Below are 20,855 nucleotides of genomic sequence, written 5' to 3' on the forward strand. Positions count from 1 at the left end.
GATCGTCGCTCTAGGCTCACTGGGTCCCCACTTGCGTGGGGATGACGACTTTATATCTGAGTGTTCAGAACAAATCCGGATACAGATCGCGCCAACGCGGGTTCTGCCGTTCGATCAGTTCGAGCTTCCAGCGGCGGCGCCATTTCTTGACCTGACGCTCGCGCCGAACCGCATTTTCCATGGTCTCGTGCAGCTCGAAATAGACCAGCGTCTTGACGCCGTATTGTGCAGTGAAGCCGCCGGCCATTCCACGTTTGTGCTGCGCGACTCGAGCCGTCAGATCCGACGTGACGCCGGTATAGAGCGTCCCGTTGCGTTTGCTGGCGAGGATGCAAAGAAATGGTCCCATGTCCCCTCATTGGGACGAGCAGGCCATTTTTCCCAGCAAACGGTCGTCATCCCCACGCAAGTGGGGACCCAGGGATCGCAGAACGCGGACCTATGTTCCTTGGGTCCCCGCGTTCGCGGGAATGACGACCGTTGTTGAAGCGCGAGGCCTAATTACTCCGCAGCCACCGCGGACGCGAGCTGGTGCGAGACCAGCTTCGCGTAGAGGCCGCCCTTTGCCACCAGTTCCTCATGCGTCCCGGTCTCCATCAGCGCGCCCTCGCTCAGCACTGCGATCAGGTCGGCGTCGCGGATCGTCGAGAGCCGGTGGGCGATGACCACCGTGGTGCGGTCGGACTGCAAGCGGTTCAGCGCAACACGGACGGCGCGCTCGTTCACGGCGTCGAGATGCGAGGTCGCCTCGTCGAGGATGAGCACCGGAGCATCCTTCAGGAAGGCCCGCGCAATGGCGACACGCTGGCGCTGGCCGCCGGAAAGGCTGGTGCCGCGCTCGCCGACCGGGGTGTCGAGCCCATCCGGCAGCATCGCCACCAGATCCTCCAGGGAGGCATGGCGCACGGCCGCCTTCAGTTCCTCCTCGCCCGCGCCCGGCTTTGCCAGCAGGATGTTGGCGCGGAGCGTGTCGTTGAAGAGGTAGGTGTCCTGCGCCACCAGCGCGATCCGGCTGCGCAGCTCGTCGAGCTTGTAGTCGCGCAGATCAGTGCCGTTCATCAGCACCCTGCCCGCATCCGGATCCCAGAACCGCATCAGCATCTGCGCCAAAGTGGTCTTCCCGGCCCCGGAGGTGCCGACCAGCGCCACCGTCTTGCCCGCCGGGATCTCCAGCGTGAAGTTGCGGATCGCGCGGCGGTTCTGCCCCGGATAGCGGAAATCCACCTTCTCCAGCGCGAGCGAGACCGGGCCGCCCTTGGCGTCCGCGCCCGGCCCGTCCGTCACTGGCACAGGCTCGTTCCAGAGACCGTAGACCCGCCGCGTCGAGCCGAGCGTGTCGGCGAGCTGGCGGCCGATCTGCGCGATCTCCGAGACCGGCAGGAAGGCGGCCATGGCGAGGATGGTGAGCAGCGGCAGGACGCCCGCATCGATCATCCCCGAAGCCGCGAGCGCGGCACCGGTGACGACGATGGCGAGGCCGCCGAGGCCAGTCAGCGCCTCCAGAAGGCTCTGCTGCGCCGTCAGTTCCCGGAAGAACGGCAGCCGCAGATCGATATGTTTCTGGCCGAGTGCGTCGAGCTTGTCACCGCGCCGCGCTTCCTGCTGGAAAGCAACGATCTCGCCGAGGCCCTGCACGCTGTCCACCGCGAAGGCACCGAGCTCGCCCGAGGCCTCGCGCGCTTCCGAGCCGAGCCGGTCGACCCGTCGCCGCATCAGGAAGGGGCTGAGCCCGACCGCGAGCAGGAACGGCGTCAGGGTGAGCGCCAGCGCCGGGCTTTCCGCGCCAAGCCAGAGCAGCACGCAACCCGGCACCAGTATGGCGACGAAAGCCGGCGCCACCGTGTGGGCGAAGAAATACTCGACCAACTCGATATCGTGGGTGACAAGCGTCATCAGATCACCGGTCCGGCGCCGGACGAGATACGCCGGTGCCAGCGCGTCGAGCTTGCGATAGGCCTCGATCCGCATCTCGGCGAGCAGGCGGAAGGCCATGTCATGGGCGAGCCAGCTCTCCAGCCAGTGCAGCACACCGGAAAGCGGCGCCACCGCCGCGAGCGCCCAAAGCCAGGGGGTGAAATCCTCCCCGTTCTTCAGAGCCAGCACGACGAAGGCGCTGAGCACGCCGACGCCGATGAAACCGACGACGCGGAGCACGCCGAACAGGAAGGTGAAGATGAGCCGCCCCTTCCAGGGCATGATGACCTTCATCAGCTCGACCACCACCTGGAACCAGGTGAGACCTTCAGCCTTGATGATCCCTTCGGTCGGCGCCTGCACGGCCCCGCCGGGAATGTCCGAAAGCGTTTCGGCGGCAGGCTCCGGCGCCTCCTCGCTCACCACCGGCTCGGCCGTCTTCGCCGCTGCAGCCTCCCGTGCCTGTTCCGCCATCAGACCGGCATAGAGCCCGCCCGCCTTCATCAGGGCGGAATGAGCGCCTTCCTCGGCCACCTTGCCTTGGTCGAGCACCAGAATGCGGTCGCAATCGATCACGCTGGAGAGCCGGTGCGCGAGGACGAGCGTCGTGCGGCCCTTCATCAGCCGGTTCAGTGCGTCCTGGATCACCGCCTCGTTCTCGGCATCGACGGCTGAGAGCGCCTCGTCGAGCACCAGGATCGGGGTGTCGCGCAGCAGCGCCCGGGCGATCGCCACGCGCTGGCGCTGGCCGCCGGAGAGCTTGATGCCGCGCTCGCCGATCACCGTCCCGTAGCCGTCCGGCAGACCCTCGATGAAAGCGTGGATGTTGGCGGCCTTCGCCGCAGCAACGACTGCGGCATGATCCGCCGCCGGGTCGCCCATGCGGATATTCTCCTCGACCGTGCCGTGGAAGAGGAAGGTGTCCTGATTGACGACGGAGATCATCGCGCGGATCTGCTCGAAGGAGAGTTCGTTCAGCGGCTTTCCACCGAGCAGGATGCGGCCCTCGACCGGGTCGAAGAAACGCAACAGCAGGCGGACGACGGAACTCTTGCCGCAGCCGCTGGGGCCGACAAGGCCGATGCGCTCGCCCGGCTTCACCGCGAAGTCGAGCCTGTCATGCACCGTGCGCTGGTTGCCCGGATAGCGGAAGCCGACCTGTTCGAAGGCGATGGAAGGCTCCAGCGTTCCCGAAACACCTGTGGCGGCATCCTCGACATCCGCCTCGCCGTCGAGCACCCGGTAGATGCCTTTGGCGGCGGAGAGGCCGACCATGCCTTCGTGCAACACGTTGCGCAGCTCGCGCATCGGCCGGAAGACCTCGACGCCGAGCATCAGGATGACAAGCAGAGAGGTCAGCTCCAGTTGCCCCTCCACCACGCGGAAGGCACCGAGCCCGAGTGCAGCGGCCGCGCCGCAGGCGATCGCGCTGTCGGTAATTCCGCGTGCCAGGACATTGCCGCTCAGCACCCACATGGTGCTGCGGAACACGTCCCGCGCCTTCACTTCCAGGATGTCGCCGCGTGCCCTGCTCTGGCCGAAGGCTTTCAGCGTGGCGAGGCCCTGCAGGCTGTCCAGAAACTCGGCGGCGAAGGCGGCGTAGGCTTCCTGCCGCCGCCTGGCGCTCTTCTCGTTCGAGCTGTGCCAGAGCGAGGGGGCGAAGACCGCGATCAGGGCGAAAACCAGCATCACCGATGCCACCGGCAGGTCGATAAAGGCGACAAAGGCGAAGATCAGCAGCGGCGCCAAGAGCGAGACCGCGAGCTGGGGCAGGTATTGGCCGAAATAGACCTCGAGCCGGTCGACCGCGTCGGTCAGAGCCAGCGAGATGGTTCCGGAGCGCTCACGACCGACATAGGCAGGTCCCAACGAGGCCAGCTTGTCATAGACTTTGCGGCGGAGGCTGATCTGCACCTTCGCGGCGGTCTCGTGCGCCACCATGTTGCGCCACTGCTCGACCCAGCCCCGGGCAATCATCACCAGCGCGATGCCCGCAATCGAAGGCCAGAGCGCCGCCAGCGTCGCGCCCGCGAAGACCTGCCCGATGAGCCAGCCCAGCAGGCCGAGGCGGGCCACACCGAGACTGACCCCAAGCAGGCCAATCAGGATCGCCCAGGAAATGCGCCCGCGGACACCTTCCGTGAATTGCCAGAGCCGGGTTTCGAAATGCATGGCGGGTCCCTTCCGCGACAGACCGGACGCGCAGAATTCATCGTCCGGATTTCAGATCGGGATCAGATTATCGGAAAGATTATTTTCCGGGACTGGATAAATTTTGCATCGCAGCGAACAAATTTGTACTGCCTATTTGCGATCCGCTCGCAGTATGGTGTCGTCATGCTGACCGATTGGGACGATTACCGGGTCTTTCTGACCCTTGCGCGCGAACGCAGCCTGACGGCCGCGGCGAAGGAGCTGAATGTCAGCCATCCGACCGTTGCGCGCCGTGTGAAGTCGCTGGAGGACGCCATCGGCGCCCGCCTGTTCGACCGGCTGCCCGACGGCTACGTGCTCACACCCGCGGCCGAGCAGCTGCTGGCGGATGTCGAGGCGATGGACGATGCCGCCCAGGCGATCGAGCGCCGCAGCCTAGGCCTTACGGACACCGCGCGCGGGACCGTGCGGGTCTCCGTCGGCGAGCATATGATGCAATTCCTCACCCGCCACCTCGTCGAGCTGCGCGACCGGCTGCCGGAGATCGAGATCGAGTTCCACGTCACGCATTTGATGGCGAACCTGTCGCGGCGGGAAGCGGATATCTCGATCCGCGAGGTGGTGCCGGATGCCGCGGACCTGGTGACGCGGCGGATCGGCCGCTTCCGCTACGCGGTCTACGGCACGCCGCAGCTCATCGGCCAGATCGGCGGCGGCGGAAGCGGCTGCGATCCGCTGAACGGCTCGCTCGCCTATCTGCCCTGGATCGGGTTCGACGAGGCCCACCAGTACATGCCCGGCCAGGCCTGGATCCGCCGCCTGCTGGGCAACCGGACGCCGGCGATGCGGACCAATAACGGCAACAGCCTGCATTACGCAGTCTCGTCAGGTGCCGGCGTGACGGTGCTGCCCTGCTTCATCGGCGACCCGGACCCGAACCTTGTGCGCGCGACGCCGGTGCTCGAGGACGTGATCGCCGACCAGTGGATGCTGGTCCACCGCGACCTCCGCACCCTGCCCCGGGTGCGGGCGATGATGGACGAGCTGGCGCGGCTGTTCCAGACCGCGAAGCCTGAACTGGAGGGGGCAGTTTAACGCCTCTCGAACCGACCTATCCATGCGCCCGTGAATGTCGTCATCCCCATGCAAATGGGGACCCAGGGATCGTAGAGAGAAGACCTGGATCCCTGGGTCCCCGCGTGCGCGGGAATGACGACCTAGAGTTAGGTTCACTCGGGAAGCTGGAAGCTCAGTAGAGCGCTTCCTTATAGCGCGCGACCATCTCTTCCTGGCTCTCCACCTCGACATTGAGATTGAGCTGGTCCTTGATCATCTGACCAAGGGTCGGAAGCGTGGAGCGCTCGATCTGCGCGTCCGGGTTCCAGAGGCGCGAGCGCATCAGCGCCTTGGCGCAATGCAGGAAAGCGAGATCGACGGAGATCCTGAGAACCGTCGCCGGAAGCCGGCCCTTGACCTCGAAGCCGGCGAGCAGATCCGCATCGTCCCTAATCTCGGCGGTGCCGCGAATGCGCAGCGTCTCGTCAACGCCCGGAATCATGAAGATGACAGAGCATGTCGGATTCGAGAGGATGTTTGTCAGCGAATCCAGCCGATTGTTCCCCGGCCTGTCGGGAATGACGATGGTCTTGCCGTCGGGGACGGCGACGAACCCCGGTCCGTCCCCGCGCGGCGTGATGTCAACGACGCCGTCCGCGTTATGGGTGGCCAGCAGGAGGAAAGGCGAGAGTTCGATGAACCGCTTGCAGTGCGGATCAAGGGCGCTCAGCTCTTTCTCGACCGCGCGGCCCGCCGCTGGCTTGTAAATTGCGCGCAGCGCCTCGACAGTCTCGATCTTCGCCATGATTTCCGTCCGGGATTAGGTAAGAAGCGGGCATGCTGCGCCGCCGCTGGGCCGAGGTCAACTCCGCCAGCGCAGGACCGTGTCCCGCACCGGATTGTCGAAGTCGCCGCCGTCCTTGCGCCAGGCCTCGTAGGATTTTTTCAGCCGGAAATACCACTTCGCCTGGATATCCGAGTCGTTGATCAGCATGAGCTGCGGATTGAATGCGAGGCCGCGCTGCTGCTTCACCACGACATCCCGGTCCTGACCGAGGAAGCGTCTCACCAGCGGCTTCAGCACCGGCTTGAGCGGCGTGAGCCAAGGCGCGGTCCAATAGACCATATGATGCACCTCGGTCTCCATCGGGCCGAGCGGGGTCACGCAGGTGAGATTGCAGAGCTGATAACGGCCGGCGATGATGTGCTCGACCCGGACGCCCGGCAGGCGGAAGCGGATCTCCGTGGTGATCTCCCCGCCGAGGATCTTGTAGGCCGCGGCGTTCTTCGAGGGCGGATGGCGCTTCATGGCGAAGCCGAACTCGGACGGGCCGAAATCCTTCGCCTTGTCGTGCATGCTCTTCTCGTCGCGCCAGAGAATGCTCTTGTGCACGTAGGGTCCGTGCGCCGGATCCATCAGGCCGATCACCGCGTGATCGATATGGCAGGGAAAATCCATGCTGACCTGGATATTCGGCGCCTCGGCAAAATCGGGAATGTCCGGCAGGCCCGGATCGGGCAGGTCCGCCGGCAGGCTCTTCGCGTCGTGCCGGGCCATATAGATCCAGAGTCCGCCATGTTTCTCGACCAGCGGATAATTGCGCACCCGGATGCGGGTCGAATCGAAATCCTGCTCCGTCGTGATCGAGGGAATCAGCGTGCAGGTCCCCTCGCAATCGAAGCGCCAGCCGTGGTAGCAGCACTCAACCTCGTCCCCGACCATGCGCCCGTCGGACAGCGGGATGCCCCGGTGCGGGCAGATATCGCGGAGGGCGTAGGCCTTTCCGTCGGCCTGACGGGCGATCGCCACCGGCTCTCCGAGCAGGGTCTTGGCCACCACCTGCCCCGGCTTCAGGGCGGCGGACGGCATGGCGAAATACCAGATGTCGCGGAGGAAACCGTCGTCGGTCTTTTGGCTGAGATCGTTCATGGGCCGGGAGAGTGCCAAGGGCACCGCGTCACGGCAAGCGCCATCATTTTGCAGCGCAATCTACGCAGGTCGTCACCGCCGGATCGAGATCGAGCCGCTTGAGTGGAATCTCCTCGCCGCAGGAAACGCAATAGCCGAACTCTTCGTCCTCGATGCGCTCGAGGGCCGTGGCGATGCGCTGCAACTCGAGGCTGCGGCGACGTTCGGTTTCCTTGGCCATGGCCTGCCCCTGCAAGGCGTCCATACGCGACAGGCGGCCGACCCGCGTCTGGTCCAGCTCGACAGGACGGGCCGACTCGGAGGCCGCCTCCATCACATTCCGGATTTCCGCTCGCCGGGCAAGCAGGCGTTCGCGAAATTGCTCTAGGTCAAAGCCCATTCAGGCATCCGCAGCCGCATCAGTAAACGAGCTGATCGTCGCCCGAAGAACCGCCGATGACAAGTTCGCCGCGGTCGGCGAGATCCTTCGCCGAGGTGACCATGGCGGTCTGCGCCTCCTCGACCTCCTTCAGACGGATCGGGCCGAGCGACTGCATGTCCTCGCGCAGCAGCTTCGCCGCGCGCTCCGACATGTTCGAGAAGAACAGGTCCTTCAGCTCCTCGGACGCGCCCTTCAGCGCGATGGTGAGCTTGTCCTTGTCCACCGCGCGCAGCAGCGTCTGCACGCCCGCCGGGTCGATCCGCGCCAGATCCTCGAAGGTGAACATCAGGCTGCGGATCTTCTCCGCGCTGTCCTTGTTGCGCTCTTCCAGCGCCGAGAGGAACCGGCTCTCCGTCGCGCGGTCCAGGTTGTTGAAGATCTCCGCCATCATCTCGTGCGCATCGCGCCGGTTGGTGCGGGCGAGGTTCGACATGAACTCGGTGCGCAGCACCCGCTCCACATCCTTCTCGATCTCCTTGTTCACCGCCTCCATGCGCAGCATGCGCATGCAGACTTCCATGGCGAAATTTTCCGGCAGGATGGAGAGCACTTTGCCGGCATGGGCCTGGCTGATCTTGCCGAGGATCACGGCCACGGTCTGCGGATATTCGTTCTTCAGATAATTGGCGAGGACCTGCTCGTTCACATTGGCGAGCTTGTCCCACATCGTACGGCCGGCCGGACCGCGGATTTCCTCCATGATCTCGTTGACGCGGTCGCCGCCGAGCACCTTGGTCAGCAGGCGCTCGGTCGAATCCATCGAGCCGACGAGCGAGCCGGTGGAGGAGACCTGCTCCGCGAACTCGACAAAGAGCCGCTCGACGATGTTCGAGCTGACCGTGCCGAGCCCGGCCATCACCTGCGAGACTTCCTTGATCTCCTCGTCGTCCAACAATGCGAAGATTTTTGCCGCCTGCTCCTCGCCGAGCGACATCAGCAGGATTGCGGCTTTTTCCGGACCGGTAATGCCCCTGTAGTCTTCACGGACACGCATACCCATGGCGGGAGCCTTCAGAATCGAATCATGGTTAAAGAATGATTAACCAAACATATCATGAATTCGAGAGCACCCAAACCCAATAAGGGTATTTCCCGACAGGCAACAATCGCGCGTCGACATGCATCGGAGAATGAAAACCGGCGAATATTATCGTGAATTTCGAAAGAACATCCGGGCGGGCTGGCGCTTTACTCGAAACCGGGCACAATCCGTTCCGTTCCACTTCCGGGCCAAACAGAAACAGGCCCCGGGCCAAGCATGCCCCGGAGCCTGTCCGCGTTCCGCCTCGTCCGGATCAGTGAGCGAAAATAACCGGAATGTCCGACTGCTCGAGGACCTGTCGCGTGGCACCGCCGAAGATCAGCTGCGTCAGACGGCTCTGAGTGTAAGCCCCCTTCAGCATCATGTCGGCGCCAAGGTCTCGGGAAATCTCCACCATCTTGGCCCCGGGCCCGCTCGGCGCATCGCTCTTATGGCATTTCGCCTCGATGTCGTTACCGGCGAGATAATTCTGCAGCGCCTTGCCGTCAGGGCCGGCGGTATACCAGCCCTCCAGCTCGACGATGTGAACCGACTTCGCCGCCTTGAGCGCACGCAGGCTCTGGCCGATCAGCCGGGCGGTCTCGGTGCTGCGGTTCCAGGCGATGACGACGGTATCGCCGAAAGGCTTGCTCCAGCCCTCGGGGACCAGCATCACCGGCCGGCCGCCCTCGAAAAGAGCCATCTCGAAAAGGGTCTGCCAGTGCGGGCTCTTGTTCGCCCGCGCAACGACCGTAATGTCGAAGATCCGGGATTCCTCGCCGATCTGGCGCCAGTTCGTGAGCCGCTGCATGTCTACCGCGACGCGCGAGGCAAGATTGGCTTCAAGACCGTCCTTAAGAGCCAGAAATTGGCCTTCGGCCTGCTCCCGCTGGGCTGCCACCTCTTCGTCGATCCCTTCATAAGAGACGACGCCGCCGCTCATCGGATCGACGATCACCGGATCCGGCAGGCGAGGATAAAACAGAGCGGTCACCTGTCCATCGAACCGGCCCGCGAACTGAGCCGCCGCCGCGATCGGCGTCACATCGGCATTGTCAGACCCGAACGGGAGAAGGACTTGTTTCATTGCATGCGTCTCCTTGCCAGACCGATTGCGCTGCGGCGGGGATGCCTCTGGAAAACAGTAGCGCGTCGTGAACGCCCGTGGGGGAAAATCGTGTGAGCGGGCTGATACTCACTGAAGCCGATTAACGCCGCGATATCAAACCCGGACTGAAAATAAGTTCTCGGGAACGGAGGACGCCGCAGAGGCCGGATTGCTCCGCTTCAGCGCCTTCCCTGGCTCCCTGTCGCGTCGTTCAGCGACCAGTCGAACGCATAGTCGAATGCCAGATCGTCGCGCAGCAGAGGCCTCAGTCCAGGTAGTGCGTAAAGCCGCAGATGAGCCAGAATCGCATCGCGCGTACCGCCGAAATCCGCCGCATACCAGTCGAAGATGCTCGATAGGGTCACATTACCGCCTTCAACCCAGACTCCTCTCGGATGATTCACGAAATCCAGGGCCTGGGCGTCCAGAAGACGGTCCACATTTTCCCCGGTGAAGGCTTCGGCGAGCAGGCCAGGCGAGCCGATCGCTCCGTAGCAGAGGCCATAATGCAGCCTCCCGTCCCGCCAATATGCTCGCAGAATCCGATCCCGGATGTCCGCCAGACTCAAGCGCTGGCTCTCGACCTCGACGATAGGACGATGCCACGGCGTGCCATCGCCGAAATCGATATCCCGGATCGAGAGCACGAGATAGGCCCGCTCGATCAGCCGGACTGTGAGCGCATTGTAGAGGTTCAGCCAGAAAGCGTATTGCTCCGGCCGGTCGAGTTTGCCGACCGGGGTCCCGGCGAGCAGTGCGAGATATTCGTCGAGCAGTTCAAGCTCGGCGCTCGCGACCTCCCCGTAAGGCAGTAGCGGCACTCTGTCGGAGCGCACCCGCCGGTAGGTGGCGAGAAAGCGGGTCCACAGCGAGTGGTCGACCAGCCGCTGCGCGCCTGGAACATGACTCTGCCAGTGGGCGAGCGGGCGCACCGGGTCCGGCCGGAACGAGCGCTCCCGGCCGTAGCCGAGCGTGCCGCAGCCAGAGAGTGCCGCAACGGAGAGCGCGCCGGAGATAAACCGGCGCCGGCTGGACCGGACAGCCGGCATCACGGCAGGATCGACAGCCGGACCGCGCCGGCTCCCTCGATTTCGTAGAGATAGCGTTCGCCCGCGGCAGGGAACCGGGTCTTCATGGTGGAGCCGGTCATCACGATCATCCCCGCCAACAGCGGCCGGTCCTGCCGGCCGAGTTCGTTTGCCGCCCAGGCAAGCGCGGTCAGCGGATTGCCGAGCGCCGCTCCGGTGGTCGCGCTTTCCGTCCCCGCATTTTCTTCCAGCCTGGCCGGAAGGGAGGAGAGGTCGAGCCCGCGCCAGTCCATAACAGGTGCGCCCAGCACGACGCCGGCGCTCCAGGCATTGTCCGCGACGAGGGAAAGCGCATCGAAATTCTCGTAGACCGCGTTGCGGTCCTCGACCAGCTCGAAGGCCGGGATCACCGCGTCGACAAAGGGCATGATCGTCTCCGCGCCGTAAGGGTCGGCCGCCGCCGGAACGTCCCGGCCGAGCCGGAGCGCCAGCTCGAACTCGACGCCGACGCGCTGGAAAGCGCCGAGCGAGATCTCCGCCGGCGCCTCGTGAAGCGTGTCGTCGAAGATGGCGCCGAGTAGCGGATGGCCCACACCGACGAAATCCTGCATGGCTTTCGAGGTCAGTGCGATCTTGTAGCCCGCGACTCCCGCGCCGGTCGCTTCCCGGCGCTGCGCGACGAAGGCTTGCTGCGCCCGGTAGGCCTCCTCCATATCGGCCGGCGCGAGTGTACCGGTCAGAGTCGTGTAGGGGGTCCCCGCGGCGTGCTCCGCCAGCAGATGGCGGGCCACCGCCTGTTCCTTTTCCGCGTTCCCGCATGTCCCGGCCATGTCGCGCTCCTCCTCCACTTTCTTGCGGCCGCAGTCTCTTCCATCCACCGCAGCCCCACAAGTCCGGGAGCCCTTGCCCCCGGCACTGTGTGCTTCGGCCTTCGGAGCTCGCACGCCGGCGCGGATCGCCGAACGCGACGAGATCGCCGGAATGGGCGCGATGCCGGAAACGACCGGTCGAATCGCAATTGCGAAATTCGAACTTTCGTTCGAACACAGTTTCCAGCACGGCCTGCTCCACAACCTTCGGGTATCTCTCGCGGTCTGACTCTGCACCGCCGCGCATTCCGTGCCGGGTAAAATTCTCGCCAATCTTTTCCCGGTCGGCGCCTTCGTCGCGATCGGTCTCGAACACTCGATCGCGAACATGTACTTCCTGCCGATCGCCGCGTTCTCCGGCGTTTCCGATCCGAATCTGATGCGACACTTGGGAAACCCGATCCCTGTGACCCTCGGGAACATGGTTGGCGACGGCGTTTTCGTCGCCTTGATTTACTGGTTGATCTATCGCCGCTCTTAGCGATTTTTAAACTCTCTATATGATATGATTTCAGTAACTTGAGGCGAACGTCCGGCTGCAAGTCGGGGCAAGCCTCGCGAACGAAAGCGCAACCAGTGCGCATTTTTTACTGGAAACGGATTTCGTTCGAACTTATATAGATGTCACCGAATTGTAATATTTATTGTGAGGGTACGAGGCAGCCGGTCATGGTCATCAAGGGCAAGGTCAAGAAGTCGATCAAGAAGCAGATCCGCGAGCGCGGTTTTGCAGAGGTCGACCTCACACTCGACCAGATCCAGAAACTGCACCTTGTGAACGACGACCGAGGTACCGATCGCGAGAATGATCGCTTCTGGCGTCTCGTGAACGCAATCCGCGACCACGGTTACGCCTCTTCCGATCCGCTGCGGATCTTCTATCTCGACGACAGTTTCGTACTCGTGGATGGCGGCCACCGCCTTTCCGCCGCCCGCAAAGTGGCCGGCGAATGGCTCTCCAACCTGTTCCGCGAGAAGGTCCATTTCATCAGTTGCCTGGTGACCCCGGGCCCGCTCGACAGCGTACATCACAACGACAACCGGGTCCCGGCAGAGTAAGCCTGTTCGACCTGCGTGCTGCGACATTGGCAAGCGGCCGCTGCTCCTGTATCACTTCGCCCGTGCGGCCCCGTAGCTCAGCAGGATAGAGCAACAGATTCCTAATCTGTAGGTCACAGGTTCGAATCCTGTCGGGGTCGCCAGTTTCTCCGGAGCGCCAAAATGAAAAAACTTAAGGTCGCTTTGGTCTGTCTTCCGGAGACCGAAGCGAGCACGCTATACGGAGTGGCCGACGCGCTGGCGGCGAGCGGCGGTTTGTGGCGCGCCATGGTCGGGGCGGGAGCCGATCCGGAGTGCGCATTCGCCCCGTTCACTGTCGGCACGGAAGCCGGCCAAGTCATGACGAGCTTTGGCTTTCCAGTGGTAGCGCAAAAAAGTTTCGACCAGGCCGAAGCTCCCGACATCGTCTATATCCCGTCGTTGCTAGTCTCCGACATTATGGAGTTCTCCGAAAAATATCGAGCCACCTCGGAATGGATAAGAGAGCAGTATCAGCGCGGGGCGCTTATAGCGGCCGCTTGCAGCGGCGCTCTCCTGCTCGCAGAAACCGGCCTGCTCGACGGAGCCGAGGCAACCAGCCATTGGGCCGCCGCGCCTGCGCTTCGCCAGCGTCACCCAGATATTCGACTTATAGAGCAGCGCATCCTTTGCTTCGCCGGCGACGGTCATCGGTTGGTAACCGCCGGTGGGTCCTCATCCTGGCAGGATCTCTGCCTATACTTGATTATGAGATTTGCCGGCATGGAAACCGCGCGCGAGGTCTCCCGCCTTTTTCTCTTCCAATGGCACCTCGACGGACAATCGCCCTATTCCGTACTGCAACGTAACGTAACGCACGAAGATGCGGTGATCAGTGCGGCTCAAGTCTGGCTTGGCGACAATTACGACCAGCCCGGCGCACTCTCGGACGCAATAGCAGGATCCGGACTGAACCCGCGTACATTCAACAGGCGCTTCAATGCCGCCACCGGCTACGCGCCGTCGGCATATCTTCAGCAACTCCGGACCGAAGAAGCAAAGCAGTTGCTGGAAACCACCGCCATGCCGATCGTGGAGATCGCGGAAAGCGTCGGTTACACGGACGAGACCTCGTTCCGGCGGCTGTTCAAAAAACAGGTCGGCATGACCCCGGCCAATTATCGGCGCAAATTCAAGTTCCCGACGCGCCAACAACTGGAGCGCCAAGGCGGGACGCGCGCTTAAACGCGGCGAGATGCCATTCAAGTGCCAGCGCCATCTCGGCGGCTCTGGTCAGTGGAGCAAGATGCCGTCCCCCTGCAATCTCGATCAATCTTCCAGACGGCAGTTCCGCTGCAACCCGCTCGGACAACCGTCGATACCGAAGCAACGAATTGCTGCCCCGGACAATCGTCACGGGTTGCGATATCAGGGACATTTCCCCGAGCGTCATCCTTGTCGAGGCTATTGCTCCGAGGAGCGGCCGCAAGGTACGGGCATTGCGGGCGATCATCCGCTCGACAGCCCCGTCAAAACCACTCCTGTCCTCGGGGGCCCGGCCATCGACAAAGCGCACGAACGCCATGGCACGCTCCCTATCCGGCAGATCCTCACCCGCCAACAGGACCTCGTTCAGATCCTCGACAAACGCCGCCTCCAAACGCGCATCGCCCTCCTCGCTCATCAGGCCGGAAACCGATGGTTCGAATAGAACCGCGCTCGCGAACAGATTGGGTCTCCCGAGCATGGCGCGCAGCGCTACGGCTCCACCGTACGACCACCCGACCAAATGTACCGGCGGCAGGTTCCTGAGCTCGACGAATGCGATCAGATCGTCAGCATGCGTTTGCGCATCATAATTCTCACCGGGATCCGGCCAGGATTGAGACCCGTGATAGCGCAGCGTAAGCGCGACGAAACGACAGGCCGTCATCAGAGCCTCGCGGCACGGGTCCCACACAGTGCTGTCGCTCAACGCCCCGTGCAAGGCCAGCACCGGCGTGCCGGTCCCCGTATCGCGATAGTCCATCGCAAAGCCGTATCCCCTTGAGAGCCCATCCGACATCGGTCTAGCTCCACTCGCTCAGAGCGTTCGGCTGACGAGGCGGCCATCCAGGCACCAACATTGGCACGCGCTTCCTGTAGTCCGCGTAATCGGACCCGAACTGGCGCTCCAGCGCCCGCTCCTCAAAATAGAGGCCGATGAAAACGTAAAGGGTCATTGCTGTTGCCAGCAGCAAGTGGCCGAGCGTCATGGTCGGTGTCGCCCAGAAAAGGATCAGGGCCCCCAATTGCATCGGGTGCCGCACGACTTTGTATAGACCGGGCGTGCGAAACTCCGGTTCCGGCATCTCGACACCTATGAAATTGCACCAGACCTGCCGGAGACCGAACAGTTCGTAGTGGTCGATGAGGTAGGTCGACCAGAGAACGATCACGCTCCCGGTTACAAATGCCACATAGAACGGAATTGCAGACCAACCGTCGAAGGACCACAAGGCCGAGGGGATCGGATGCCAGACCCAGATCAGGAACGCGAGGCAAGCCGACGCTTGCAGGACATAGATACTGCGCTCCGCCGATAGAGGCACGAACCGAGTCCACCGTTCCTTGAACCACTGCCGCGCCATCAGGCTGTGCAAAAAGCCGAACAGACCGATGGCTCCGAGATCAATCAGAAGTGCCTTCAGCAGGTCGGCATCCCGGCCGGTATTGATTGTTTTCGGAACCACGCATTCCAGCAGGAATGCGGCGAGATACAGGAAAACCAAATTGAAAAACAGGTAACTGGTCCCACCAAACAGCAGGATAACAATGCGCGACATGTCTGAGCCTCCCCAAAACGGGTCCCGTGGACGCCGATTGGCTCTCGATGCCTCACTATGATTTCCTGCGACAGAGGCGTTTCGGACAGGACCAGACCAAATCAGACAGGAAGTCTTCGACGTAGCGTTCGCACGCTCAGAGTCCGTTCAGCCGGCCCAGCACGTCCATCAGCTTCGGCACGTGGGTTTTGCCCTCGCCCTGCGCGTTGGCCAGCGCATAGATCTGCTGCACGGTCGCGCCGATCGGCGCCGTCGCGCCCGCGTCGGCGGCGACGCGGTTATAGTAGGAAACATCCTTAAGCGCGTTCTCGATGGCGAACTGCAATCCGCTCGCATCGCCCTTCAGCGGCCAGTCCATGACCTTCTGGAAGAGCGGATTGTTGAGCGCTCCGGCCGAGATCAGCTCGTGCAGCCCGTCGACACTGACGCCGGCCTTGCGCGCCGTCACCACCGCTTCCGAGAACAGCGCGACCATGCTCATGGACATGAAATTGTTGATCAGTTTCAGGCTGTGCGCCGCGCCGAGCGGCCCGACATGGAAGATGTTCCTGCCGAAACAAGCGATGGCCGGGCGCGCCCGCTCCAGCACCTCCGCCAGGCCGCCGACCAGCACGTTCAGCGTTCCCGCCTCGGCCTCCTTCGGGGTCATGGTGAGCGGCGTGTCCAGCATCGCCACGCCTTTTTCCGCCAGCGCGGCGCCGATGCGCTTGGTCTCCGTCGGATCGGCCGTGGTCGAGTCGGCAACGATCAGACCGTCATGCGCCCCCTCAGCGATCCCGTCCGGGCCGAGCACGACCTTGTCGACCACCGCCGAGTTCGGCAGGCAGAGAAACACGATGTCGGACGCTTCGGCGACGGCGCGGGCCGTCTTGGCCTCCGTCGCGCCGAGCGACACCAGATGGTCGATCGGCTGCCGGTTGCGGTTTCCCATGACCGTCAGGGGAAAGCCCCTCTCGACCAGGTTCTTCGCCATGCCGTGTCCCATCAGACCGGCGCCGATGAAGCCTACGCGCAATTTCTCGCTCATGCCGTCCCCCCTTGTTGATTGGGGGACAGCTTAGCCGCTCCGAACGATCAGTACAGCCCCGGCCGTTCGCCGATGGCGGGCACGGGCCCGTAACTGCGCGGCGCCTCGACGAAGATCGCGGCGGGCGCGGGATAGGCGACCGGGCCGTTCGGCGTGTCCACTGTGATACGGCGGAGATGCGGATGGTTCGAGAGCGCGCCAGTATCGTTGACCCGCGCGAAGGCGATGTCCGCCGCGTCGAGCTTCGCTTCAAGCGCCTCGACCGGCAGTTTTCCGAACACACCAGCGACGAGCGCATCGGTTTCCGTCCGGTTCTGCACGCGCGCCACATTGGTGGCGAAGCGTGGATCGGTGATCGCGCTCTCCGCGTCCAGCACCTTGCGGCACAGCACGGCCCATTCCCGCTCGCTCTGGATCGAGATCAACACCGAGGGCCCGTCCGCCGTCGGGAAGACGCCATAGGGCGCGATGGAGGGGTGACGCAGGCCCAGCCGCTTCGGCGACTTGCCGCCCTCGTGGTTCAGCAGCGGCACCGTCATCCAGTCCGCCATGACGTCGAACATGGAGATCCGGATGTCGGCGCCCTCGCCCGAGATCGAGCGCGCTATCAGCGCTTCGAGCACGGCGGCATGGGCGGTCTGGCCGGTCGCGATATCGACGATGGAGACGCCGACCCGCGCCGGCTCCTCCGGTCCGCCCGTGATCGAACAGAGACCGGATTCCGCCTGTATCAGAAGGTCGTAGGCTTTGCGCGCGGCGAGCGGTCCCTCGTCGCCGTAGCCGCTGATCGAGAGCGCGATCAGCTTCGGATAGGCCTGGCGCAGTTCCTCGACCGGAAAGCCGAGACGCGCCAGCGCGCCCGGTTTCAGGTTCTGCACCAGCACGTCGGCTTCCGAGACCAGTTGCCGGAACTCTGCCTTACCCTCGTCCGAAGCGAGGTTCAGCACCACCGACTCCTTGCCGCGATTGAGCCAGACGAAATAGCTGCTCTGGCCTTGAGCGACATCGTCGTAGCCGCGCGCGAAATCACCCTCCGGCCGCTCGATCTTGATCACCCGCGCGCCCGCATCGGCCAGCCGCGAGGTGCAGAACGGCGCCGCGACCGCCTGTTCCAGCGCCAGCACGGTCAGGCCTTTGAGAGGAAGCGTCATCGTTGCCTCAGAAGGAACGCGGCAGGCCGAGAATGTGCTCGGCGACGTAACTCAGGATCAGGTTGGTCGAAATCGGCGCCACCTGGTAGAGCCTCGTCTCGCGGAACTTGCGCTCGACATCGTACTCGCAGGCGAAACCGAAGCCGCCATGGGTCTGCAGGCAGGCGTTGCCCGCCTCCCAGGAGGCTTTCGCGGCGAGGTATTTCGCCATGTTGGCCTGGGCGCCGCAGGGCTGGTGCGCGTCAAAGAGGCGGCAGGCCTCGTAGCGCATCAGGTTCGCCGCCTCGATCTCGATATGCGCCTCGGCGAGCGGGAACTGCACGCCCTGGTTCTGCCCGATCGGGCGGCCGAAGACGACGCGGTCCTTAGCGTAGGCCGCCGCCTTGTCGACGAACCAGTAGCCGTCGCCGATGCATTCGGCCGCAATCAGGGTGCGCTCGGCATTGAGTCCGTCGAGGATGTATTTGAAGCCCTTGCCCTCCTCGCCGATCAGGTTCTCCGCCGGGATCTCCAGATTGTCGAAGAAGAGCTCGTTGGTCTCGTGGTTCACCATGTTGGGGATCTGCCGGACGGTCATGCCGTTGCCGATCGCCTGGTGCAGGTCGACGATGAAAATCGACATGCCTTCCGACTTCTTCTTCACCTCTTCCAGCGGCGTGGTGCGCGCGAGCAGGATCATCAGGTCGGAATGCTGGATGCGGGAGATCCAGACCTTTTGCCCGTTGACCACGTAGCGGTCGCCCTTGCGCTCCGCCTTAGTCTTGAGCTTGGTGGTGTCGGTGCCCGTGGTCGGCTCGGTCACGCCCATGGACTGCAGGCGCAGCTCGCCGCTCGCGATCTTCGGCAGGTAGAGCTGCTTCTGCTCTTCCGAGCCGTGCCGCAGGAGCGTGCCCATATTGTACATCTGGCCGTGGCAGGCACCGGAATTGCCGCCCGCCCGGTTGATCTCCTCCATGATGATGGAGGCTTCGGTCAGGCCGAGGCCCGAGCCGCCATATTCCTCCGGGATCATGGCGGCGAGCCAGCCGGCCTTGGTCAGCGCGTCGACGAAGGCTTCGGGATAACCGCGCTGCCCATCCACCTCACGGTGATATTCGGGGGGAAACTCGGCGCAGAGCGCGCGCACCGCGTCGCGGATGTCCTGATAGTCGTCGGCGGGAGACATGGGCTCTCCTCTCAGATTGTGGAATGGCCGAGCGCGGCCCGGAAACGATTCTTCACATGCACGGCATCGCGCGGCGGTAACGCCCGCGGCAGTTCGTCCGCCGCGATCTTCAGCGCCGCGAAGGACGTGCCTTCCTTGGCATGGATACGGTCCCGCAATTCGGCGACGCCCGCCATGTCCTCGATCACCCGGGTCCAGGGGAAGTTGGCCGCCTCGGCGAAGCGGGCCAGTTCCAGCCCGTTGCCGGTATGGCTCTTCTGCATCCCGGTCTCGCCGTAATGCCCGTTGTCGAGCACCGCGATGGTAAGGTTCGGCGGCAGTTTCTGGCCGATAGAGGCAAGCGCGCCGAGTCCCATCAGCATCTCGCCGTCGCCGGTCAGCACCAGCACCGGCTTGTCCCGCTGCGTCATGGCCAGGCCGAAACCGACCGTCGCGGCGCTGCCCATGGCGGCCCAGAGATAATAGTTGAGGTCGTTGTCGCCGGCGGCCATGGCATCGTAGCTCGGCGAGCCGAGGCCGGTGACGACGAGCAGGTCGCCGCGATCCTGCAGGAGAGCCGCCGAGGCGGCGCGGCGGTCGAGGAGTTGCTTGCCCATCACTTCACCCACTTCTTCTCGCCGACGAGGCTCTGTCCGAGGAGCACGGCCGTCGCCTCGTCCCCGTTGAAGGCCATGGTGGCCGCCCCGTGCACCAGATGCGGCACGTCGCCAGGTTGGTCGGCCCGGCAGGTGCGCACGCCCATCAGCTTCAGCGCCGCTTCCGTCGCCTGACCCATCGGGTTCTGCCACGGATTGAACTCCGCCCAGTCGCCGCGCATGGTTACCAGCATCAGGAGCGGGAAGCGGGTCATGGTCTGCAGCGCGAGTGTGTTGAGGCAGTTACCGACGCCGCTCGACTGCATCAGCAGCGCCCCGCGTTCGCCGCCGAGATGGGCGCCGAGCAGGTAGCCGATGCCTTCCTCCTCGGTTGTCAGGGCGAGCGAGACGATACCGTTGTCGAGTTCCGCCGCGCGGATCGCGGCGGCGTGGCCCGCATCGGGCACATAGACCAGATGGCGGACATCGAAACTTTTCAGGATCGGCAGGATCTGGTCCTGCCAGGACGGGGCCTCCTCGGCCGGAACTGCACTCATCTCGCCTCCTCGGACGCGATAATTATCGGTTCCAAGTGAGTAGAGCTCTGCCCAGCAAAATACGAGAAGCATGTTTCTTATTCAGATATGCCATGATTGTATAGATTATGGACCTGAAGCAGCTTCGCACCTTTCTCACCGTCGCCGAGACCGGCAGCCTCAGCCGCGCCGCCGAACGGCTCAACATCGCCCAGCCCGCGCTGGGCCGGCAGATCCGGCTGCTTGAGGAGGAGCTCTCGGTCCCGCTCTTCACCCGGCACGGCCGCGGCATGATGCCGACGCCCTCGGGCGAACTTCTGGCGGACCGGGCGACGGCGATCCTCCGCATGGTCGAGGATACCCGTGCGGCGATCTCCGCCGATGCCAACGCGGTGAAGGGTACGGTGAGCCTCGGCGTCCCGCCGACTGTCGGAGAGGTCATCGCCGGGCATCTCGCGGAGCGCTTCCTCACGGACTATCCCGAAGTCACGCTCCGTATCGTGCCCGCCTTCAGCGGCTACCTGCTCGACATGATCCAGCGCGGCGAGGCCGATCTCGCGGTGATGTACGAGACCGGCGCGGTGCAGAATGTCCGCTCCGAGCCGCTGATCGAGGAAACGCTCTACCTGATCGGTCCGCCCGGGTCCGCTCCCCCGGAGCCCGTCGATTTCCGCTCTCTCGCCGGCAGGCCTCTGATCCTGCCCGGCCCGCGCCACGGATTGCGCAAACTGCTGGAGGCGGCGGCACGGGAGCATGACATCGCGCTCCGGGTGATCGTCGAGGCGGACGCGTTGCAGACCCTGAAGGATCTCGTGATGCGCGGTCTCGGCTATACGGTGCTCCCGCTCGCGGCTGTCCATACGCAGGTCGAGGCCGGCGAGCTTTCGGCGATAGATATCCGGGCGCCGGCAGTGACCCGCAAAATGGTCTTGGTCCGCTCTCTCGCCCGCCCGGAGACGAATGCGGTGCGTATCTTCGCAGACACGCTGAAGGCCGAAACCGCGTCGATGGTGCGACACGGGATCTGGGAAGGACAGCTTCTGTTCTAAAAATCCCGG

At 63.9% G+C, this 20,855-nt stretch carries 20 protein-coding genes, 1 tRNA gene and 1 pseudogene; 6 read left to right on the top strand and 16 right to left on the bottom strand.

Going from position 1 to position 20,855, the window contains the following annotated elements; genetic code table 11:
• Positions 1-64: 64 nt before the first annotated feature.
• Together NUH88_RS03965 and NUH88_RS03970 are read right to left on the bottom strand one after the other, a co-directional pair.
• Positions 65-349: a GIY-YIG nuclease family protein gene (locus NUH88_RS03965; protein WP_257770102.1), complete on the bottom strand. Its 285-nt coding sequence runs from the start codon at positions 347-349 to the stop codon at positions 65-67.
• Positions 350-501: 152 nt separating this feature from the next.
• A complete protein-coding gene (locus tag NUH88_RS03970) occupies positions 502-4,086 on the bottom strand; it encodes an ABC transporter ATP-binding protein/permease (protein WP_257770103.1) in 3,585 nt (1,194 codons plus the stop codon).
• A 165-nt stretch (positions 4,087-4,251) separates the two neighbouring features.
• Between NUH88_RS03970 and NUH88_RS03975 the strand changes: the two genes are divergently transcribed.
• Positions 4,252-5,163: a LysR family transcriptional regulator gene (locus NUH88_RS03975; protein WP_257770104.1), complete on the top strand. Its 912-nt coding sequence runs from the start codon at positions 4,252-4,254 to the stop codon at positions 5,161-5,163.
• A 154-nt stretch (positions 5,164-5,317) separates the two neighbouring features.
• Here the strand turns inward: NUH88_RS03975 and NUH88_RS03980 are convergent, their stop codons facing one another.
• The 7 genes from NUH88_RS03980 to NUH88_RS04010 form a co-directional block, all read right to left on the bottom strand.
• Entirely contained in the window at positions 5,318-5,929 is a 612-nt protein-coding gene (locus NUH88_RS03980) for a pyridoxamine 5'-phosphate oxidase family protein (RefSeq protein WP_257770105.1), read from the bottom strand.
• A gap of 57 nt (positions 5,930-5,986) precedes the next feature.
• Entirely contained in the window at positions 5,987-7,054 is a 1,068-nt protein-coding gene (locus NUH88_RS03985) for a Rieske 2Fe-2S domain-containing protein (RefSeq protein WP_257770106.1), read from the bottom strand.
• 43 nt (positions 7,055-7,097) lie between these two features.
• On the bottom strand, positions 7,098-7,433 hold the full coding sequence (locus NUH88_RS03990; RefSeq protein ID WP_257770107.1) for a TraR/DksA family transcriptional regulator: 336 nt from the start codon (positions 7,431-7,433) through the stop codon (positions 7,098-7,100).
• 19 nt (positions 7,434-7,452) lie between these two features.
• Positions 7,453-8,475 (bottom strand): flagellar motor switch protein FliG, encoded by a 1,023-nt coding sequence (gene fliG, locus NUH88_RS03995; RefSeq protein ID WP_257770108.1) that lies wholly within the window; start codon positions 8,473-8,475, stop codon positions 7,453-7,455.
• 295 nt (positions 8,476-8,770) lie between these two features.
• Positions 8,771-9,583 carry a putative universal stress family protein gene (locus NUH88_RS04000; RefSeq protein WP_257770109.1) on the bottom strand — a complete coding sequence of 271 codons (813 nt, stop codon included), beginning with the start codon at positions 9,581-9,583 and terminating at the stop codon, positions 8,771-8,773.
• 200 nt (positions 9,584-9,783) lie between these two features.
• Complete coding sequence (locus NUH88_RS04005) at positions 9,784-10,653, bottom strand: DUF547 domain-containing protein (protein WP_257770111.1); 870 nt, start codon at positions 10,651-10,653, stop codon at positions 9,784-9,786.
• Positions 10,653-11,462, bottom strand: a complete 810-nt coding sequence (locus NUH88_RS04010; protein ID WP_257770113.1) for a 2-keto-4-pentenoate hydratase — start codon at positions 11,460-11,462, stop codon at positions 10,653-10,655. The genes NUH88_RS04005 and NUH88_RS04010 overlap by 1 nt, the downstream gene beginning before the upstream one ends.
• A gap of 283 nt (positions 11,463-11,745) precedes the next feature.
• Here NUH88_RS04010 and NUH88_RS04015 point away from each other — a divergent pair.
• The 4 genes and pseudogenes from NUH88_RS04015 to NUH88_RS04030 form a co-directional block, all read left to right on the top strand.
• A pseudogene (locus tag NUH88_RS04015) lies at positions 11,746-11,982 on the top strand (formate/nitrite transporter family protein); the annotation flags it as partial.
• A gap of 188 nt (positions 11,983-12,170) precedes the next feature.
• Positions 12,171-12,560: a ParB N-terminal domain-containing protein gene (locus NUH88_RS04020; RefSeq protein ID WP_257770114.1), complete on the top strand. Its 390-nt coding sequence runs from the start codon at positions 12,171-12,173 to the stop codon at positions 12,558-12,560.
• 66 nt (positions 12,561-12,626) lie between these two features.
• A tRNA-Arg gene (locus NUH88_RS04025) sits at positions 12,627-12,703 on the top strand.
• A gap of 19 nt (positions 12,704-12,722) precedes the next feature.
• Positions 12,723-13,763 carry a GlxA family transcriptional regulator gene (locus NUH88_RS04030; protein WP_257770115.1) on the top strand — a complete coding sequence of 347 codons (1,041 nt, stop codon included), beginning with the start codon at positions 12,723-12,725 and terminating at the stop codon, positions 13,761-13,763.
• On the opposite strand, the gene NUH88_RS04035 is transcribed toward NUH88_RS04030, so the two are convergent.
• The 7 genes from NUH88_RS04035 to NUH88_RS04065 all read right to left on the bottom strand — a co-directional run bounded on the left by NUH88_RS04035 (position 13,711) and on the right by NUH88_RS04065 (position 19,818).
• Positions 13,711-14,547, bottom strand: a complete 837-nt coding sequence (locus NUH88_RS04035) for an alpha/beta fold hydrolase (protein ID WP_257770116.1) — start codon at positions 14,545-14,547, stop codon at positions 13,711-13,713. The two genes, NUH88_RS04030 and NUH88_RS04035, sit on opposite strands and share 53 nt — an antisense overlap.
• A gap of 40 nt (positions 14,548-14,587) precedes the next feature.
• Positions 14,588-15,343 carry a methanethiol S-methyltransferase gene (mddA, locus tag NUH88_RS04040; protein WP_257770118.1) on the bottom strand — a complete coding sequence of 252 codons (756 nt, stop codon included), beginning with the start codon at positions 15,341-15,343 and terminating at the stop codon, positions 14,588-14,590.
• 136 nt (positions 15,344-15,479) lie between these two features.
• Positions 15,480-16,370 carry an NAD(P)-dependent oxidoreductase gene (locus NUH88_RS04045; RefSeq protein ID WP_257770119.1) on the bottom strand — a complete coding sequence of 297 codons (891 nt, stop codon included), beginning with the start codon at positions 16,368-16,370 and terminating at the stop codon, positions 15,480-15,482.
• A gap of 47 nt (positions 16,371-16,417) precedes the next feature.
• Entirely contained in the window at positions 16,418-17,521 is a 1,104-nt protein-coding gene (locus NUH88_RS04050) for a CaiB/BaiF CoA transferase family protein (protein ID WP_257770120.1), read from the bottom strand.
• Between the two features lie 7 nt (positions 17,522-17,528).
• Positions 17,529-18,686: an acyl-CoA dehydrogenase family protein gene (locus NUH88_RS04055; protein WP_257770122.1), complete on the bottom strand. Its 1,158-nt coding sequence runs from the start codon at positions 18,684-18,686 to the stop codon at positions 17,529-17,531.
• An 11-nt stretch (positions 18,687-18,697) separates the two neighbouring features.
• Positions 18,698-19,282 (bottom strand): thiamine pyrophosphate-dependent enzyme, encoded by a 585-nt coding sequence (locus tag NUH88_RS04060; protein WP_257770124.1) that lies wholly within the window; start codon positions 19,280-19,282, stop codon positions 18,698-18,700.
• Entirely contained in the window at positions 19,282-19,818 is a 537-nt protein-coding gene (locus tag NUH88_RS04065; protein ID WP_257770125.1) for a phosphonopyruvate decarboxylase, read from the bottom strand. Before NUH88_RS04065 ends, NUH88_RS04060 begins: the two co-directional genes overlap by 1 nt.
• 107 nt (positions 19,819-19,925) lie before the next feature.
• Here NUH88_RS04065 and NUH88_RS04070 point away from each other — a divergent pair, with 107 nt between their 5' ends.
• Positions 19,926-20,846 (top strand): LysR family transcriptional regulator, encoded by a 921-nt coding sequence (locus tag NUH88_RS04070; protein WP_257770126.1) that lies wholly within the window; start codon positions 19,926-19,928, stop codon positions 20,844-20,846.
• The last annotated feature ends 9 nt before the right edge of the window (positions 20,847-20,855 follow it).

Origin of the sequence: Nisaea acidiphila (genome assembly GCF_024662015.1) — a bacterium.
Lineage (GTDB): Bacteria > Pseudomonadota > Alphaproteobacteria > Thalassobaculales > Thalassobaculaceae > Nisaea > Nisaea acidiphila.

What these genes read in the sequence shown, in the direction of transcription:
- NUH88_RS03965 (WP_257770102.1), bottom strand. Translation starts at nt 349, where the DNA reads ATGGGACCATTTCTTTGCATCCTCGCCAGCAAACGCAACGGGACGCTC.
- NUH88_RS03970 (WP_257770103.1), bottom strand. Translation starts at nt 4,086, where the DNA reads ATGCATTTCGAAACCCGGCTCTGGCAATTCACGGAAGGTGTCCGCGGG.
- NUH88_RS03975 (WP_257770104.1), top strand. Translation starts at nt 4,252, where the DNA reads ATGCTGACCGATTGGGACGATTACCGGGTCTTTCTGACCCTTGCGCGC.
- NUH88_RS03980 (WP_257770105.1), bottom strand. Translation starts at nt 5,929, where the DNA reads ATGGCGAAGATCGAGACTGTCGAGGCGCTGCGCGCAATTTACAAGCCA.
- NUH88_RS03985 (WP_257770106.1), bottom strand. Translation starts at nt 7,054, where the DNA reads ATGAACGATCTCAGCCAAAAGACCGACGACGGTTTCCTCCGCGACATC.
- NUH88_RS03990 (WP_257770107.1), bottom strand. Translation starts at nt 7,433, where the DNA reads ATGGGCTTTGACCTAGAGCAATTTCGCGAACGCCTGCTTGCCCGGCGA.
- fliG (WP_257770108.1), bottom strand. Translation starts at nt 8,475, where the DNA reads ATGGGTATGCGTGTCCGTGAAGACTACAGGGGCATTACCGGTCCGGAA.
- NUH88_RS04000 (WP_257770109.1), bottom strand. Translation starts at nt 9,583, where the DNA reads ATGAAACAAGTCCTTCTCCCGTTCGGGTCTGACAATGCCGATGTGACG.
- NUH88_RS04005 (WP_257770111.1), bottom strand. Translation starts at nt 10,653, where the DNA reads ATGCCGGCTGTCCGGTCCAGCCGGCGCCGGTTTATCTCCGGCGCGCTC.
- NUH88_RS04010 (WP_257770113.1), bottom strand. Translation starts at nt 11,462, where the DNA reads ATGGCCGGGACATGCGGGAACGCGGAAAAGGAACAGGCGGTGGCCCGC.
- NUH88_RS04020 (WP_257770114.1), top strand. Translation starts at nt 12,171, where the DNA reads ATGGTCATCAAGGGCAAGGTCAAGAAGTCGATCAAGAAGCAGATCCGC.
- NUH88_RS04030 (WP_257770115.1), top strand. Translation starts at nt 12,723, where the DNA reads ATGAAAAAACTTAAGGTCGCTTTGGTCTGTCTTCCGGAGACCGAAGCG.
- NUH88_RS04035 (WP_257770116.1), bottom strand. Translation starts at nt 14,547, where the DNA reads ATGGACTATCGCGATACGGGGACCGGCACGCCGGTGCTGGCCTTGCAC.
- mddA (WP_257770118.1), bottom strand. Translation starts at nt 15,343, where the DNA reads ATGTCGCGCATTGTTATCCTGCTGTTTGGTGGGACCAGTTACCTGTTT.
- NUH88_RS04045 (WP_257770119.1), bottom strand. Translation starts at nt 16,370, where the DNA reads ATGAGCGAGAAATTGCGCGTAGGCTTCATCGGCGCCGGTCTGATGGGA.
- NUH88_RS04050 (WP_257770120.1), bottom strand. Translation starts at nt 17,521, where the DNA reads ATGACGCTTCCTCTCAAAGGCCTGACCGTGCTGGCGCTGGAACAGGCG.
- NUH88_RS04055 (WP_257770122.1), bottom strand. Translation starts at nt 18,686, where the DNA reads ATGTCTCCCGCCGACGACTATCAGGACATCCGCGACGCGGTGCGCGCG.
- NUH88_RS04060 (WP_257770124.1), bottom strand. Translation starts at nt 19,282, where the DNA reads ATGGGCAAGCAACTCCTCGACCGCCGCGCCGCCTCGGCGGCTCTCCTG.
- NUH88_RS04065 (WP_257770125.1), bottom strand. Translation starts at nt 19,818, where the DNA reads ATGAGTGCAGTTCCGGCCGAGGAGGCCCCGTCCTGGCAGGACCAGATC.
- NUH88_RS04070 (WP_257770126.1), top strand. Translation starts at nt 19,926, where the DNA reads ATGGACCTGAAGCAGCTTCGCACCTTTCTCACCGTCGCCGAGACCGGC.